Here is a 15462-nt window from a genome sequence, read left to right as displayed (position 1 = left end):
TTTTCCTTGAGATAATGGACCCCGGATGCTGTTCGTCGCCTTTGCCATCCTGATCACCGTTGGCATTGCGCTGGCCATCAATGCGGATTTCGGGGCCATTTTCGGGCTGACGCAGGACCAGACGGCGCGGGCGATCCCGCTTGTCGTCATCCTCACGCTGCTGGCCAGCACGCTGGTGGGGCGGCGGCATCGGCTAGGCGAGATCGTTGGCGGCTTTGCGGTATGGATCGCGATCGGGGCGGTATTTTTCGTGGGCTATGCGTTCCGCGACGATTTTTCAGGAATCGGGCAGCGGCTGATGAGCCAGTTGCAGCCGGGGGTAGCGATCGTCAACCCGGAAACCGGAAACGTGGAGATCGCCCGCTCGTTCGGCGGCAGCTTCCGGGTCGATACGGCGGTCAACGGGGTGACGCTCCCGATGATCTTCGATACCGGCGCTTCGGCGGTGGTGCTATCGCTGGACGATGCGCGACTTGTGGGGATCGACACGGAAAACCTTTCGTTCCGCGTGCCGGTGCAGACCGCCAATGGCACGAGCTTTGCTGCCCCGGTGACGCTGGAGCGGATCGAGGTGGGCAACATCGCCCGCGCCCGCATCCGGGCGTTCGTCGCGCAGGAAGGTGCGCTGGAAACGAGCCTTCTGGGCATGACGTTCCTTGAAACCCTGTCGCGCTATACGGTGAGCCGCGACAGCCTCGAAATGCACGACTAAAGCCGTTGCGGGTTTTGACCGGATCAGCCTCAATCTTCTTTGCTGCCCCGGCGAAAGCCGGGGCCCATGCTGCAAAGTTCACCGTGTTGGATGGTTCGCTGTGGATCCCGGGTCGAGCCCGGGATAGCGGCGGAGACAAGCCGATCGTTTCGATCAAAATCCGACACGACCGCCCCGTCTCTCGCTTCGCCGGTGAACGCGGGAAGAATGTGCGGCTGCTTCCATCAGAATCTGAAACGATCCAGCTAACTACGCCGCCTGGGCACGGTCCAGGGTGGCGAAGGCCTCGGCGATGACCTCTGGGCACGCGCCGGGCTTGGAGGCGTCGACCGAAAGGATCTGGCGGAAGCGGCGTGCGCCGGGGCGGCCGTTGGCCAGCCCCAGCATGTGGCGAGTGATCTGGTTGAGGCGCGTGCCCCTGCCCCGTTCGGCCTCGGCATAGGCGGTCATTGCCTGCTCGATATCGAGGAGCGTAGGAGCGGGACGGGTTGCGCCGAAAAAGCGGGCATCGACATCGGCAAGGATCATCGGGTCATGATAGGCGGCGCGGCCAAGCATGACGCCATCGACGTGGGCGCGGTGAGCCTGGGCCTCATCGAGCGAGCCGATACCGCCATTGATATAGACCAGAAAGGCGCCCAGCCGCTGCTTGAGGCGGTAAACGCGCGGGTAGTCGAGCGGAGGAATGTCCCGGTTTTCCTTGGGCGAGAGGCCCTTGAGCCACGCTTTTCGCGCGTGGACATAAAGCGCATCGATCCCGGTGGGCAGGACCGCGTCCACGAAGCGGTCGAGATCGGCTTCGGTGTCCTGATCGTCGATGCCGATGCGGCATTTTACCGTGACGGGGGTATCGGTCGCATCGCGCATGGCGGTGAGGCAATCGGCGACCAGACCGGGCTCGGCCATGAGGCACGCACCGAACCTGCCCGATTGCACCCGATCGGACGGGCACCCAACATTGAGGTTGATCTCGTCATAACCAAACCGGTCGCAAATCCTGACGGCCGCGGCGAGTTCTGCCGGATCGGAACCACCCAACTGAACGGCGACAGGATGCTCGCTCGCATCAAAAGCCAGCAACCGCCCGGCATCCCCATGCACCAGCGCAGCGCTTGTCACCATCTCGGTGAACAGCAACGCATGCGACGACAATCGCCGGTGAAGAAACCGGCAATGGCGGTCCGTCCAGTCCATCATGGGGGCTACACTGAAACGCCGAGACGCTGCGACCGCTGATTTCATTGTATTTTCTTCATAAATTTGATGCGCGTGTTGCGTAACGTTGCGTTATCGACCATATGCGACGAGGTTTCAGACGAGGCAGGATCACAAAGTAACACCGCAATAGGGCTTTGTGATACTCGTGGAAACCATCGTTGCCAGACCTCGAAAGAACAACACCGCCGCCTATATGGCGAAGATCGTCCGCAAAAGCGAGGGCAAGGTGGTCTATCGTGAGACGGCGACATTCGATATCGGCTACATCAAGACCATTCCCGCTCATGCCGCAGCCGTTCACGGCGTGGTCCCGTCTACCGAAGGTATCGGCCTGGCGCGCGTCGCTCTGTGCTCACGAAGGATCAGGAGTTGAGCCCCACCAAGGCATCCGAAATCCTCCTTGGCCATGGCATTTAAGTCCGCCGTCGCGATCTACGGTAGAACACAGTCAACCTGAGGCCGAGGTCAGATCGTCTGCGCCAGCCGAGCCGTGGTCTCTTCGGCATAAGGGATGCTTTTCTGGCTGCCACGTTGTGCGCAGGCCAGTCCAGCCGCGCATGAGGCGCGTTTCATCGCGTCTTCCAGCGTCAGGCCGCGATCCAGAGAGGCGGCAAGTACACCGATGTAACAGTCACCCGCCGCCGAAGTATCAATGATATCAACGGAAATCGCAGGCGCGAAAGCATGCCTGCCATCGGCGAAGGCCTGCGAACCATTTCCACCAAGTGTGCACAGGACACCTGTACCAAGGCGTCGTGAAAGCGACTCACAATCCGGCGTGCAACCGAGCCATCCGCCGAGCGCCTGAGCTTCGTCCTCGTTGACGACAACGAGGTCAAACAGGGACAGTATTGCCGGTTCGACGGGGATTGCCGGTGCAAGATTGAGGATCGAGCGTTTTCCCGCCATTTTCACGCGACGCGCCAATTCCGCCATTTGCCGCGGATCCGTCTCCATCTGGAAAAGAAAAGTACTGGCCTCGGCAAGAAGCATATCGTCGACCTGGCTTGCACGGGCCTCCATGTTGGCCCCCGGGGCAACGGCAATCAGGTTGTGCCCCTGGTCATCAATGAAAATCGAGGTGCAGCCGGTCTGCTGTTCCACTCGCACCACCCTCGAAAGGTCGATCGCGTGGGAGTCAAGGCCGCTCAAGGCGGTGTCGGCGATTACGTCCGCGCCAACCGCACCCACCATCGCAACCCTGGCGCCGTCACGCGCAGCGGCAAGCCCCTGATTGGCGCCTTTCCCGCCCGGCTCAATGCGCAGGCCGCTGGCCAACAGCGTCTGACCGACAACCGGCATAACAGGCATATCGAAGATGAAATCACAATTGATCGAGCCGAAAACAACGATCATTTCAGGCGGCCGTTTCCAGCGAGTCGACCAGCACAAAATGTTGCTCTCCCACTTCGCGATAAAAATGCTCTGACGGCAGATAACCGGCATTGTGATAGGGGCTGCGGATTTCGTCGTTGGAGATGTGACGGACGCGCCGACGCTCAGGGTCCGCAATCGGCACGGCGGCCATCAACTTGCGTGTATATGCGTGCGCCGGGTTCTCAAATACCGCGTGTCGCGGGCCGATCTCGACGATTTCACCCATATACATCACCGCCACGCGATGGCTGATGCGTTCCACAACCGCCATGTCGTGGCTGATGAACAGGTAGCCGAGGCCAAGCTGTTCCTGAAGATCGAGCATCAGGTTGATAACCTGCGCCTTGATCGACACATCGAGCGCCGAGACGGCTTCGTCGGCGACGATGAGTTTAGGATCCAGTGCAAGCGCACGGGCGATGCAGACGCGCTGCCGCTGTCCACCGGAGAACTCGTGTGGAAACCGATCCGCCATAGAAGGAGACAGGCCAACTTGTTCGAGTAGCGAGCCGACACGTTGCCGCGCCTGTGCACCGTTCAGGAGGCCGTGTGCGATCATCGGCTCGGCGATAGCATCACCGATGCGAATGCGCGGGTTGAGACTTTCATAGGGATCCTGGAAGATCATCTGGGCGTTGCGACGTATGTCTGCCAGTTCTCCCTTGCCAGCACGCGCTACGTTGCGGCCGCCGATCTCAACCGTTCCAGAGGTCATGTCGGTGAGGCGGATGATCGAACGCCCGGTGGTGGATTTTCCGCAGCCGGATTCGCCAACCAGGGAGAGAGTTTCACCTGCCCGCAATGCGAATGAGACGTCCTCAACCGCATGGATATTACCAACGGTGCGGCGTAGAATCCCCTTTCTGACGGGGAAGCGGGTCACCAACTTATCAACCTTCAGGATAGGCTCGGCATCCATTCGGACGGTATCCGCCGTCCGCGGCACCGGCTGTACCTCACCCGTTGCCATGTCGACTATGGGAAAGCGCAGGGGACGCGGTTCGCCTATCATCGAGCCGAGTTGCGGCACCGCCGACAGAAGCGCGCGCGTGTATGGATGGGCGGCGTCGCGGAAGATGTGTTTGGTTGTATCGGTTTCGACAACCTCGCCGCGATACATCACCACCGTGCGGTCCGAGATTTCCGCCACCACTCCCATGTCGTGGGTGATGAACAGGACGGACATGCCTTCTTCGCGCTGTAGCGTCTTGATCAGCTCCAATATTTGCGCCTGGATCGTGACGTCAAGTGCGGTGGTTGGTTCGTCGGCGATCAGCAACCTCGGTTCGCAGGCGAGCGCAATGGCGATGACGACACGTTGGCGCATGCCGCCGGAAAAACTCATCGGATACTCGTTCAACCGCGCCTTGGCGGATGGGATACGCACTTTGTCAAGCAATCGTGCCGCCTCTGTCATCGCCGCCGTATGATTGAGGCCCTTGTGCTGCATCAGCACCTCGGTGATCTGGTCGCCAATCTTGAGGACAGGATTGAGCGACGTCATCGGCTCCTGAAAGATCATGCCGATGCGGTTGCCCCGGATGGCCTGCATTTCCTTTGCCGGCAGAGACAGCAGATCATGGCCCTCAAACTCGATGTTGCCGGTCGAACGGGCGTTGGGGCCGAGCAACCGCATGATCGACATAGCCGTCACGCTCTTACCGGAGCCGGATTCCCCAACAACCGCCACCGTTTCGCGTGCGGCGATACTGAAGCTGACATCGCGCACAACGTCGCGCCATTCGCTGTCCACCTTAAAGGCCGTGGTCAATCCGGAGATGGAAAGGATCGGTGCGGTCATGGGTCAGCCCTCCCGACGCGGATTAAGAATATCGCGCAAAGCATCGCCGATGAGGTTGATGCCGACGATGAGCAAAAGCAGCGTGATACCTGGGAAAAAGCTGATCCAGTAATCGCCTGACAGCAGATATTCAAAGCCGTTGGAAATCAGCAGACCGAGCGACGGCTCGGTTACCGGCAAACCAATGCCCAGGAAGGATAAAGTCGCTTCCAGCATGATCGCGTAGGCGACGCGCATCGTGGCAACGACGATCAGAGGCGGCACGCAATTGGGCAGGATGTGGCGGAAGATGATCCGCCGATCGGAGAGTGCCAACGAACGTGCAGCATCGGTGTAGGCCCGCTTACTTTCGACCAAAGCCGAGCCACGTACCGTGCGTGCATAGTAGGCCCATTGGGTGACAACCAGCGCAATGATGATCTTGTCGACACCCTGCCCAAGAATTGCGAGGAAGATCAGAGCGATCAGGATGGCCGGGAAGCTGAGCTGGATATCGACGATGCGCATCAGTACGGCGTCGGCACGGCCGCCGGCATAGGCGCTGAGCAGACCGATGCTGGTGCCGATTGCGAGTGCTATGGCTGCGCTGGCAAGGCCGACAAGGATCGAGGTGCGCAGGCCATAAAGGATCGCGCTGAAAAGGTCACGGCCCTGATCGTCTGTGCCGAGCAGGTAGGTCATGCCTGATATGCCCTGCTCACCTGGCGCCAGACGCCCGTCCATGATGTCAAGTTGGGCGAGATCGTAGGGATTTTGCGGTGCGAGAACGGGCGCCAGCACCGCCACAACGACCAGAATGCCGACAACGATGGTGCCAATCAGTGCAAGCCGGTCACCCAGAAGCGACACCACTACTCGCCTCAGCGGCGATGATGCAGGACTGGCGGCGGCCTCCATTCCGGCATGTACCGAAGCGGCCTTTTCGATTGGCTGACTCATCTTGAACCTCCCTCGAAACGAACGCGGGGATCGACGATCGAATACAAGATGTCGACCAGCAGATTGATGACGCTGAACATGACGACGGTGATCATCAGGTAGGCCAGGATCACAGGCCGATCGAGCACGCTGATGGCGTCGATAATGAGCTTGCCCATACCTGGCCATGCGAAGATCGTCTCGGTCACCACAGCGAAGGCGATGAGTGAGCCAAGTTCGAGTCCGATAACCGTGATGAGCGGGATCAACGTATTCTTGAGGACATGAACGCGCAGGATACGCTTTTCGGAGATGCCCTTGGCACGCGCGAAGCGCACGAAATCGAGTTGCATCACCTCCATTACACCGGCGCGGGTCAGGCGAATAATCAGCGAAATCTTGAACAGCGCGAGGTTAAAGGCGGGCAAGAGCAGATGCGACCATCCGTCCAGTGAGAGAAAACTGACGGGCACGCCGAAGAGATCGACGGTATCGCCGCGCCCCGATGCTGGCAGCCAGCCAAGCTGGACGCTGAACACCATAATCATGACAAGGCCGATCCAGAAGGTCGGCAGGCTAAAGCCGAGGATTGAGAAGGCCATCACAGACTTCGAGGCGAAGCTGTCCGGCTTTAGCCCGGCCCAGATGCCGAGCGGAATCCCCAGCACCAGCCCCATTGCCAACGCGGTGAAGGCGAGTTCCAGCGTTGCCGGCAAGCGTTGGAGGATGAGGTGGCGCGCAGGCTGATTGAAGATGAAGGAATTGCCGAGATCACCTTGCAGCGCGTTGGAAACGAATACGAGGTATTGCTCCCATACGGGGCGGTCGAGACCGAACGCCCGGATGATCTCCAGCCTTTCGGCCGGGGTGGCCATGGGACTCAAGAGCACATCGACCGGGTTGCCCACCATGTAGAGGCCGACAAACACCAGAACGCTCATGACGAACAGCGTCACGACTGTCTGGAACAGACGACTTAGAAGGTAACTGCTCATGCGACGATCTCCCTTCCTTCGGGCGCCTCTCGTGTCGCGCCCAATCCCGCGATGCGCTCCGTGACCAGCCGGCGATAGCCGGCCTCGTCGACCGCGTCGATTACGTGTGCATTGGGGCTTTGTCCGGTCACGCCGTGGAAATCCGCCCAGCTATGCCCGGCAGTTGGGCCGCAGGTCGTCACGCCGACTGCTGCCTCGCGACCGTGGAAAAGCTCCGGTCGTAGCAGCCATGCGACGGCCATCGCATCGTGAACCGGACCGCCGGGGCGGCCGAAGCGCTTTTCATCGCTGCGGTCATAAGCGCGCAGCAGTTCGGCCATTGCCCTACCGCACACACCGTCACGCGCTTCAAACGCGCTGAAATCGGCTTCCGTGAACAGCGCCTGAAACGTGACGTCGAGCGGCAGCAACGTGAGCGGGACGCCAGACCGCCAGACGACATCGGCTGCGTGCGGATCGGCGTGGATATTGTATTCCGACCACGGCGTGCGGTGACCAAGTGCTGCGAACGCGCCACCCATCATGACGATCTGCCTGATGCCGGGCGCCACCTCTGGATGAAGCCGCAACGCAAGCGCGATGTTGGTCAGCGGTCCGATGGCGCACAGCGTTATGCCGCCGCCCCGCCGCGCCGCTTCACGCGCCCGTTCGGCGATGAAGCGGATGGCCGAGTCAGGTTGCGGGACGAGGTCGGTCGGAGGAACCAGATCGTCGGCGAAGCGGCCGACATGCGCGTATTTACCCAGCACCGGCTCACGTATCAGAGGCCGCGAGGCGCCCGCCAGCACTGGCAGGTTGCAATATCCGGCAAGTGCTGCCAGCTTGCAGGCGTTCACCAGGCTCGCCTCCAGCCCGACATTACCGGCAACGACCGAAATACCCAAAAGGTCTATCTCCGGCGACGCCATCGCTAGCAGGATCGCCGCTGCGTCGTCGACGCCGGGGTCGGTGTCGATGATGACCTGGTGGCGGCTCATGCGGCAATATCCGGGTTGTAGCGGGAGAAGCGGTCAAGAAACAGGTCGATCACGCCCGCAGCGTCCACCTGAGTCACGATCTCGGCGTTGGGCGCGAGGCCGCTGCTACCGTACCAGTCGGCCACGGTTTGCCCCATGCACAATTCACTTTCGTGTTCAATGAAGATACGCGCGCGCTTCGTCTTGAAAAGACGCGGCGCCAGCAGCCAGGCAATCACCAACGGATCGTGCAGCGGGCCGCCGCGTGAACCGTATCGCTCAACCTGGTTACGATCCCAGAAGGCCATGAGATCCGCCACCGAAGCTGAGATGCGGCCGCTTGCTGCCTCGAATTTCTTCACGTGATCGGGTGTGAGAATGACCTGGTGCGTTGCGTCAAGTGGCAATGCCACGATCGGGATTCCGCTCGAAAACACTACATGTGCCGCGTGTGGATCGGTAAGCATGTTGTACTCGGTCGTCATCGTACGATTGCCCGGCTCACGATAGGCTCCGCCCATCATGACTATGCGTTTGATGCCATCAGCGATCTTCGGGTCTATACACAGCGCCATGGCGAGGTTGGTCATCGGCCCAAGGCAGCACAAGGTGACTAACTCTCCAGTGCGTCGAGCCTCGCCCAACCTGTCGACGAGATATTCGACCGCGCCGTTTTCTTCCGGCTCGGCAATCGGGGCAGGCAGGCATGTGTTGCCAAGGCCGGTATTGCCGTGGAACTGCCCGCGGATCGCCTCGCGCACGAGAGGACGATGGCTACCGGTGTAGACGGGAATGTCGGCTCGGCCTCCCAACTCGCATATTTGCAGTGCGTTACGCACCGTCTGCTCCACCGGCTGGTTGCCCGAAACCGCTGTGATGGCGAGGATATCGAACTCTGGCGACACGAAAGCCGCAAGCAGCGCAATCGCGTCGTCGATGCCGGGGTCACAGTCGATGATAATTTGTGTAGCAGTCATGTATCCGCCTATGCGACGGCGGTCTGCCGCCGGCGTCTGGTATTGTTGTATACTTGCCGTATCGAGCTAGAGCGCGCCGACCGACCGGAGCACCCCGGCGATCTCGTCGCGCGCGATATCGTCCAGCGGCACCTGCGGCGCGACGGGATCGCCCACTGCAAATCCCTGTAGCTGCAGCGCCGCCTTAATGCAGGCAGCAATGGAGTATTTGGCGAAGATCTCGTTCACGCGCCACAACGGGCGTTGCAGGTCCATGACGCGGGGCCAGTCGCCCGCGCGGGCGGCCTCGTAGAGATCAACGCTTTGCCTGGCGACGATGCAGGCGGGGCCGGCCATCCAGCCAACGCCACCTATCATCAGTACGCAGGCCGGAATATGCGCGGATGCCGAGAATACCTGCATACGCCCGTGCGTGCGCTCGATGATCGACAGGAGCCGCCCCGTATTGGTAGAGGCGTCCTTGATGTAGCCAATATTGCCGACATGGCTGAGCCGCTCAATTACCGGCAGGCTGAGATCGGAACGCTGGAACTGCGGATTGGTGTAGAGGACGACGGGCCGTCCGCCGGCGGCCGCAGCAACAGCCCTGAAATAGGCTTCGACGCCGGTATCGCCTACCGGGAAATAGGCTTCCAGTATGGCGAGAATGCCGTCGACACCGGCCTCGACCAGCGCCCTCGTCTGCGCCACGGCATCGGCCGTGGTGGTCGAGGCGACACCCGCCACCACCGGCACCCGCCTGCGATTGGCGTCGACTGTCGTTTTCACCACCTGCAGACGCTGTGCGTTCGACAGATAGGCAAATTCGCCGGTGCTGCCCAGCGGCGCGAGGCCATGAACGCCCTGCCCGACCAGATGCTCGACGAGATCGCCGAGGACGGCGGTGTTGACGCCGCCCTCCGCATCCGTCGGTGTCACCAGATAGGGGAATACGCCATGGAACGACATCGGCGACACCTCCCTGGCTCCCCGCCTATTCGGCGCTCACATAGTAGGGCAGCGTGTAGCCGTCCGAACGACCCTCATAGGTCAGACCGCCCTTGGCCGCCCAGGTGTTATCGAGGAAGAACAACGGAATGATACCAAGGTCGCCCATGGCAATCTCCGTTGCTTTCTTCAGAAGCATTTCGCGCTCATCGTCGTCCAGCGTCGCGCGCGCCTGACCGAGTATGCCGTCGAACTCGGGGCTGGAGTAGCGGCCGCGATTGCCCTGCCCTGCCTGCTCGCCGTAGGTCTCCAGAAGCGGCCCCAGCACGCCGGACGGCTCGCCGGTTTCCACCGCAGCGCCGCCCATGATGAAGCTGAATTCCAACGCCGAGGCGCGCGAGAAATAGACGCTGCCCGGCAGCGTCTCGACCGAGGTCCTCACCCCGATCCGGCTGAAGAACTGGCCGAGCGCCTGAGCGACCCGCGAGTCGTTGGGATAGCGGTCGTTCGAGGCATGGAAAGTCAGCGTGAAACCGTCCGGATAGCCGGCCTGGGCCAGCATTTCCCTGGCGCGGTCGGGATCATAGGGATCGACCGTCAGCGCGGCATCGTAACCAAAATAGCCTTCCGGAACGACCTGGCCGGACGGCGTGCCCTGGCCATCCATGACCCGGTCGACGATTGCCTCGCGGTTGATCGACAAAGACAGCGCGCGCCGCACTTCCGGCTTCAGCAGCGGGTTCTCGCCGCCTGGTCCGCTGGCGAATGGCGACTCTTCCCGATCCTGATCCATGTGCAGATACATCAGGCGGTTGCCCGTGGCCTTGATGACGTTGATTGACGTGCTGTCTTCCAGACGGCGGGTGTCGGCCGTCGGAATATTCTCGATCAGATCGACATCGCCCGACAGGATGGCGGCAACGCGGGCGCTGTTGTTACTGAAGATGCGGAACGTGACTTTTTCCCATTCCGGCGCACCAGCCCAATAGGTGTCGTTGCGCTCAAGAACGATCTCGGCATCTGGTGTCCACGACACGAACCTGAACGGGCCGGTGCCGATGACGCCATTGCCCCTGTTCATCTCCTCGGTCGAGGTCTCGCCCTGTGAAGCGGGAATGATGGCGATGCGACTGAGATTGTTGAGAAGCAGTGGCGTCGGCCCGTCGGTCACGATCCGAATGGTGTGCGGATCGACTACGATGACCTCACTGATTGCCCGGACGTAGGGCGTGAACGAACTCGGACTGTTGGTGGCCGCGACCGGCACGCGACTGATACTGGCGACGACGTCATCAGCCGTGAAGTCACTGCCGTCGTGAAACTTGACGTCGGTCCGCAGCTTGAACTGCCAGGTGATGTCGTCGAGCCGCTCCCAGCTTTCAGCCAGCGCGGGCTGAATCTGCTGGTGCGCATCCTGGTTAACCAGCCCATCGAAGATATTGCGCGCCATCGCACTATTGGGACCCACCACATAGAAGTGCGGGTCCATCGAGGTAGCAGAGGCAGACAGGCCAACCGTCAGATCACGTGCCGTCGCCGTAAGCGGCAAAAACACTACAGATGCGGCAAGCACGGCCGCTGCGATAATTCTCATGGTAAATTCCTCCCCGTTCGAACGGTTCTTAAACAAACGCATCCGCTTGCATAGATCTTTCGCAAGGTGATTAAAAATTGCATTTAAGCCTGCTATCATGCCTAAATATTATAAGGAGAGGCATTCATGCGCCTGAAACCGCGCCAGCTTGAAGCCTTCCGCCACGTGATGCTTGCGCACGGCGTGACCGCAGCGGCGGATGCGATGAACATAACCCAGCCAGCCGTAAGCAGGCTGATCCGGGATCTCGAGATGGCTATCGGGATGACCCTTTTTAATCGGCAAGGTGCAAGGCTCAGGCCAACACCGGAAGCGGATCTGCTTTTCCACGAGGTCGAGCGTCTCTATATCGGCATCGATCAGGTGGCGCGGGCGGCAAACGATATTCGTCAACACAAGAACGTCGTGCTGCGTATCGGGAGCGTCTCCTCGCTGGTACGGCCGTTTCTGCATCAGGCGCTCATCGATATCACCGGTGAACAACACGATCTGCCGCTGGTACTGGACGTCGAAAACAGCCGACACATCTGGGACATGGTCGAAAATAACCATTACGATCTGGGCTTCGTATTCGGGCCCCCGCGTCCCGGCGACATGCAAACGGTGCGTCTGTGCAACTCACAAGCGGTCGCAGTGATGCGGCGGGATCATCCACTTGTCGAGTGCGAGATCATCACGCCGTCCGATCTCGCCAACTATCGCGTGCTAACGGCCGGGCGCAATTCCCCGCTCAGACGCGGGCTCGATCTCGCCTTTGCGGCGGCCGAGACCGCGCCGCTCAACATGATGGAAACATCAATGCTCAACTGCTGCCATTTCGCGGCGGCGGGAATGGGGGTCGGCATCGTCGACCATATCACGATGCGAGCGGCTGGTGTCTCGCTATGCGCAAAACCCTTTCTGCCGCAAATCGACGTTTCCTATTATGCAGTGCGTCCAGCGGGAGGCCGCACTATCCACGTGCTCGATGAAATCGTCGCCCGGATGCAGAATCTGCTTTCGGGGTGAAACACATCCGCCAACTACAACAAATGTCGTATCGGCATGGACATAAAGCGTTCGAGCAAGGACGGATCTGCAGCATGGCTGGCGCAGATTGTCGCAACAGGCGGTGGCAAGTTCCTGCTTCATGGAAACAAGACGTTTGAGCGCCGTTCGACCTGCTCTTTTGTTGTCAATCGACTTCCTCGTGCAGATGTCGTTCAAAACGCTCGATCAGGGTATGCATCTGCGCCCGCGCTGCGGAAAATTCGGCCGATTCTTTCCTTGCCGCCATGTCTTCGCGGTAAGCACTTTCCGATGAGAACTCGCAGCGCCACTGCACGTTCGGACCTTCTGCTTCCAGCCGTGCAAATGTGCGGCCTTCCGGCAAGCCCAATCTCTTGCGGATAGCCGTCGCTCGCCTGCGCTGAAGAAGGACTTCTTCTTCCCTCCCGGGCTTGGCGTAATAGTTCGTCGTCTCAATTATCATCATTTCTTCCTTTCAGGGCCATCAGACTGCCTTTGCCCATAGCCGAAACTTCCATGCTTGACGAAGCACAATGCCACCAGTAGTGTGTGATCACAATTGGTGATCTCATCAAGCTATAACGTGCCTAGCGTCAAAAGGAAACTCCGTGCCCACGATCAAGACAGTCGAAACCCTCGTTGTGCAGCTTCCCACCCGGCGTGAACACAAATGGGCGGGATTAACCGAAGTGATCGGACGCTACGTGCTGGTCAAAATCACGGACAGCGACGGGCGTGTCGGGTGGGGCGAGGCCCCCGCACTCAAGGATTGGGGTGGAGAGTTCGGACGCTATTTCGGCGAATCCGCTATCACCGTGAAGGCGGTTATCGACACTTACCTCGCTCCGGCAGTTGCCGGCATCGAACTGGGAAACATCGCAGAGCTCCATGCCCGAATGGACGCAATCATTCGTGGATATCCTTATGCGAAAGCAGCGGTCGAATTCGCCGCGTACGACGTCACCGGCCGGTGGCTCGACGTTCCTGTTCACGTCCTTTTGGGCGGAAAGTCGCGTGACCGCATACCCGTCACCCATTCGATCGGCCTGATTTCCATCGATGAAGCGCGATCCGAAGCGGCTCAACTCGCAGCCGAGGGCATCAAGACGATAAAGATCAAGATCGGGGTCGACCCTGAACGTGACGTTGCCATGGTTCATGCTGTCCGCGAAGCCGCAGGCGATGCCATGGAGCTGTGCGTGGACGCGAACGAGGGCTACAAATCTCCCGGCGAGGCAGTCCAGATCATTCGTCGCTTCGAAGGCTGCCGCATCAAATATGTCGAACAACCCGTCATGGGGATCGAGCGGATTTCCGAGGTCGCAAGGCGGATCGACGCTCCGGTCATGGCCGACGAATCCGCATGGAACGCCCATGACGCGATTCAAATCATCAATCAGGGTCAGGTCCAGATCATCTCGATCTATACGACCAAAGCAGGCGGCCTCTACAAGGCCATGGAAGTGGGCGCAGTGTGCCGCGCCGCAGGCATTCTCTGCAACGTCAACGGTTCGATCGAAACCGGGGTAGGCAATCTGGCAAACGTTCAGCTCGCCGCCGCTTCGCCGGCAGTAACGCTGTCCTGCGTCATTCCCGTTTCTGTGCCCGCAGAAGCACAGCACGGTCAGATCGGAGGCCTGTACTACAAAGACGATCTTCTTGTCGCACCAATGCAATTTGAGAACGGTGCGATCGTCGTTCCCGATGGGCCCGGAATGGGCATCGAAGTCGACATCAAGAAAATCGAAAAATATCAAATCGCGATCTGAGTGAAGGGGAGTTTCATCAATGCGCGCGGAAATCATCGAGAAACAGACGCGGGCGATGCGCGAGAACGGCTTTGATGCCATCGTCTCGTGTTCACCGGAAAATTTTGCATATGTGACTGGCTTTGTGGTTCCCAGCCAACCCCTGATACGCCACCGCCACGCCGCGGCCATCGTGACCGCCGACGGCACCAAGGCGCTGTTCGGCGTCGATATGGAAGCAAGCACTATCAAGCGCAGACAGCCGGATGTGCCAACCTGCATTTGGGCGGAGTTTTCCGATGACCCGATGGTGGTCCTGGCCGACCAATTATCGGAACTCGACCTTTCATCCGCAAGAATCGCCATCGAGATGGACTACTTGCCTGCCGGTGATCTGATGCGCTTGCAGGCAGCCCTGCCCGCCGCGACTTTCGTTCCCGCCGAACGGGTTCTGGCGCGGCTGCGCCAGATCAAGACGCCCGGCGAGATCGCCTTGCTACGCAAGCTCTCGCGCATCGCTGATCAGGCCATCTACGACGCGCTTGCCTCGGTCGATGAGGGAGATTCGGAAATGGACATTGCCGGGCATCTGACCCGCAATGTTTATGCACTGGGTGCCGAACACTTCAAACTGCTGATCGTCGCCACCGGAGAGCGCAGCGTTCTGCCCAATGTCGGCCCGTCGGACCGCGTGCTCAAGAGGGGCGATGTATGCCGCGTCGAAATTTTTTCCGTTATCGACGGCTATCAGGCCGGTGTATGCCGTACGGCCGTGGTCGGCGAGGCGCCCGACCATGCCGAAGATATCTGGTCCCATCTCGTCGACTGCAAATACGAAATCATGGACAAGGTCCGGCCCGGCGCAAGCTGCCGCGCCATATATGACAGCTTTATCGCCAAGCTTTCGCAAATGAACTTGCCGCCCATATCCTTTGTCGGCCATGGCATCGGATTGCACCTGCACGAAGATCCTTATTTGGGCCTGACACCGGTTCTGGGCAAACCGGGTTCGGATGCGCCGATCGAGGAAAACATGGTGCTGGGCTTTGAACCGCTTTGCTATGACACCGGCCACGGGTTCGGCATGCAAAACAAGGATATGTTGTTAGTGACGGCAAGCGGGTCCGAACTGCTTTCCGACTACTCAGATACAGACAATCTGATCGTTTGCGGTCAGGGCATCCATAAGGCCCAGACCCGCTCGATCGCCTGATATATTCGACACGCTCCG

General features: G+C 60.1%; 15 protein-coding genes. 5 read left to right on the top strand and 10 right to left on the bottom strand.

All coding sequences use genetic code 11. The annotated features are described in order from the left end of the window. Positions 1–25 precede the first annotated feature (25 nt). Complete coding sequence (locus DQG18_RS10820; protein ID WP_116654283.1) at positions 26–712, top strand: retropepsin-like aspartic protease family protein; 687 nt, start codon at positions 26–28, stop codon at positions 710–712. A gap of 249 nt (positions 713–961) precedes the next feature. Here the strand turns inward: DQG18_RS10820 and dusA are convergent, their stop codons facing one another. After that, a complete protein-coding gene (gene dusA, locus DQG18_RS10815) occupies positions 962–1954 on the bottom strand; it encodes a tRNA dihydrouridine(20/20a) synthase DusA (RefSeq protein ID WP_116654282.1) in 993 nt (330 codons plus the stop codon). Positions 1955–2075: 121 nt separating this feature from the next. Between dusA and DQG18_RS16325 the strand changes: the two genes are divergently transcribed. Next, the gene (locus DQG18_RS16325; protein ID WP_198669739.1) at positions 2076–2303 is read left to right on the top strand and encodes a hypothetical protein; all 228 of its coding nucleotides are present in this window, start codon (positions 2076–2078) and stop codon (positions 2301–2303) included. Positions 2304–2395: 92 nt separating this feature from the next. Here DQG18_RS16325 and DQG18_RS10805 read toward each other — a convergent pair whose 3' ends face one another. From DQG18_RS10805 to DQG18_RS10770, 8 genes are all read right to left on the bottom strand, one after another. Then, a complete protein-coding gene (locus DQG18_RS10805) occupies positions 2396–3286 on the bottom strand; it encodes a ribokinase (protein WP_116654281.1) in 891 nt (296 codons plus the stop codon). A gap of 1 nt (position 3287) precedes the next feature. Continuing rightward, on the bottom strand, positions 3288–5108 hold the full coding sequence (locus DQG18_RS10800) for an ABC transporter ATP-binding protein (protein ID WP_116654280.1): 1821 nt from the start codon (positions 5106–5108) through the stop codon (positions 3288–3290). Between the two features lie 3 nt (positions 5109–5111). Continuing rightward, positions 5112–6047 carry an ABC transporter permease gene (locus DQG18_RS10795; protein WP_116654279.1) on the bottom strand — a complete coding sequence of 312 codons (936 nt, stop codon included), beginning with the start codon at positions 6045–6047 and terminating at the stop codon, positions 5112–5114. Then, positions 6044–7021: an ABC transporter permease gene (locus tag DQG18_RS10790; protein ID WP_116654278.1), complete on the bottom strand. Its 978-nt coding sequence runs from the start codon at positions 7019–7021 to the stop codon at positions 6044–6046. Before DQG18_RS10790 ends, DQG18_RS10795 begins: the two co-directional genes overlap by 4 nt. Continuing rightward, positions 7018–7998 carry a nucleoside hydrolase gene (locus DQG18_RS10785; protein WP_116654277.1) on the bottom strand — a complete coding sequence of 327 codons (981 nt, stop codon included), beginning with the start codon at positions 7996–7998 and terminating at the stop codon, positions 7018–7020. Before DQG18_RS10785 ends, DQG18_RS10790 begins: the two co-directional genes overlap by 4 nt. Then, positions 7995–8954 (bottom strand): nucleoside hydrolase, encoded by a 960-nt coding sequence (locus DQG18_RS10780; RefSeq protein WP_116654276.1) that lies wholly within the window; start codon positions 8952–8954, stop codon positions 7995–7997. Before DQG18_RS10780 ends, DQG18_RS10785 begins: the two co-directional genes overlap by 4 nt. Positions 8955–9020: 66 nt before the next feature. Further along, positions 9021–9902: a dihydrodipicolinate synthase family protein gene (locus tag DQG18_RS10775; RefSeq protein ID WP_116654452.1), complete on the bottom strand. Its 882-nt coding sequence runs from the start codon at positions 9900–9902 to the stop codon at positions 9021–9023. A 25-nt stretch (positions 9903–9927) separates the two neighbouring features. Next, on the bottom strand, positions 9928–11475 hold the full coding sequence (locus DQG18_RS10770) for an ABC transporter substrate-binding protein (protein WP_116654451.1): 1548 nt from the start codon (positions 11473–11475) through the stop codon (positions 9928–9930). A 126-nt stretch (positions 11476–11601) separates the two neighbouring features. On the opposite strand from DQG18_RS10770, the gene DQG18_RS10765 reads away from it, so the two are divergent. Then, entirely contained in the window at positions 11602–12483 is an 882-nt protein-coding gene (locus DQG18_RS10765; RefSeq protein WP_116654275.1) for a LysR family transcriptional regulator, read from the top strand. Between the two features lie 166 nt (positions 12484–12649). Here the strand turns inward: DQG18_RS10765 and DQG18_RS10760 are convergent, their stop codons facing one another. Continuing rightward, positions 12650–12949 carry a hypothetical protein gene (locus tag DQG18_RS10760; protein ID WP_198669738.1) on the bottom strand — a complete coding sequence of 100 codons (300 nt, stop codon included), beginning with the start codon at positions 12947–12949 and terminating at the stop codon, positions 12650–12652. Positions 12950–13091: 142 nt separating this feature from the next. On the opposite strand from DQG18_RS10760, the gene DQG18_RS10755 reads away from it, so the two are divergent. Further along, entirely contained in the window at positions 13092–14252 is a 1161-nt protein-coding gene (locus DQG18_RS10755) for a mandelate racemase/muconate lactonizing enzyme family protein (RefSeq protein ID WP_116654274.1), read from the top strand. 19 nt (positions 14253–14271) lie between these two features. Next, a complete protein-coding gene (locus DQG18_RS10750; RefSeq protein WP_116654273.1) occupies positions 14272–15444 on the top strand; it encodes a M24 family metallopeptidase in 1173 nt (390 codons plus the stop codon). Positions 15445–15462: the final 18 nt, after the last annotated feature.

The sequence above is a fragment of the Pelagibacterium sediminicola genome (assembly GCF_003390885.1).
GTDB lineage: Bacteria > Pseudomonadota > Alphaproteobacteria > Rhizobiales > Devosiaceae > Pelagibacterium > Pelagibacterium sediminicola.
The sequence above is the reverse complement of the archived record's forward strand: the minus strand, read 5'-3'. Positions and strand labels throughout refer to the sequence as shown.

Bases quoted from the DNA above. Each gene is read 5' to 3' on its own strand.
- DQG18_RS10820 (WP_116654283.1), top strand. From the start codon at position 26: ATGCTGTTCGTCGCCTTTGCCATCCTGATCACCGTTGGCATTGCGCTG.
- dusA (WP_116654282.1), bottom strand. From the start codon at position 1,954: ATGAAATCAGCGGTCGCAGCGTCTCGGCGTTTCAGTGTAGCCCCCATG.
- DQG18_RS10805 (WP_116654281.1), bottom strand. From the start codon at position 3,286: ATGATCGTTGTTTTCGGCTCGATCAATTGTGATTTCATCTTCGATATG.
- DQG18_RS10800 (WP_116654280.1), bottom strand. From the start codon at position 5,108: ATGACCGCACCGATCCTTTCCATCTCCGGATTGACCACGGCCTTTAAG.
- DQG18_RS10795 (WP_116654279.1), bottom strand. From the start codon at position 6,047: ATGAGTCAGCCAATCGAAAAGGCCGCTTCGGTACATGCCGGAATGGAG.
- DQG18_RS10790 (WP_116654278.1), bottom strand. From the start codon at position 7,021: ATGAGCAGTTACCTTCTAAGTCGTCTGTTCCAGACAGTCGTGACGCTG.
- DQG18_RS10785 (WP_116654277.1), bottom strand. From the start codon at position 7,998: ATGAGCCGCCACCAGGTCATCATCGACACCGACCCCGGCGTCGACGAC.
- DQG18_RS10780 (WP_116654276.1), bottom strand. From the start codon at position 8,954: ATGACTGCTACACAAATTATCATCGACTGTGACCCCGGCATCGACGAC.
- DQG18_RS10775 (WP_116654452.1), bottom strand. From the start codon at position 9,902: ATGTCGTTCCATGGCGTATTCCCCTATCTGGTGACACCGACGGATGCG.
- DQG18_RS10770 (WP_116654451.1), bottom strand. From the start codon at position 11,475: ATGAGAATTATCGCAGCGGCCGTGCTTGCCGCATCTGTAGTGTTTTTG.
- DQG18_RS10765 (WP_116654275.1), top strand. From the start codon at position 11,602: ATGCGCCTGAAACCGCGCCAGCTTGAAGCCTTCCGCCACGTGATGCTT.
- DQG18_RS10760 (WP_198669738.1), bottom strand. From the start codon at position 12,949: ATGATGATAATTGAGACGACGAACTATTACGCCAAGCCCGGGAGGGAA.
- DQG18_RS10750 (WP_116654273.1), top strand. From the start codon at position 14,272: ATGCGCGCGGAAATCATCGAGAAACAGACGCGGGCGATGCGCGAGAAC.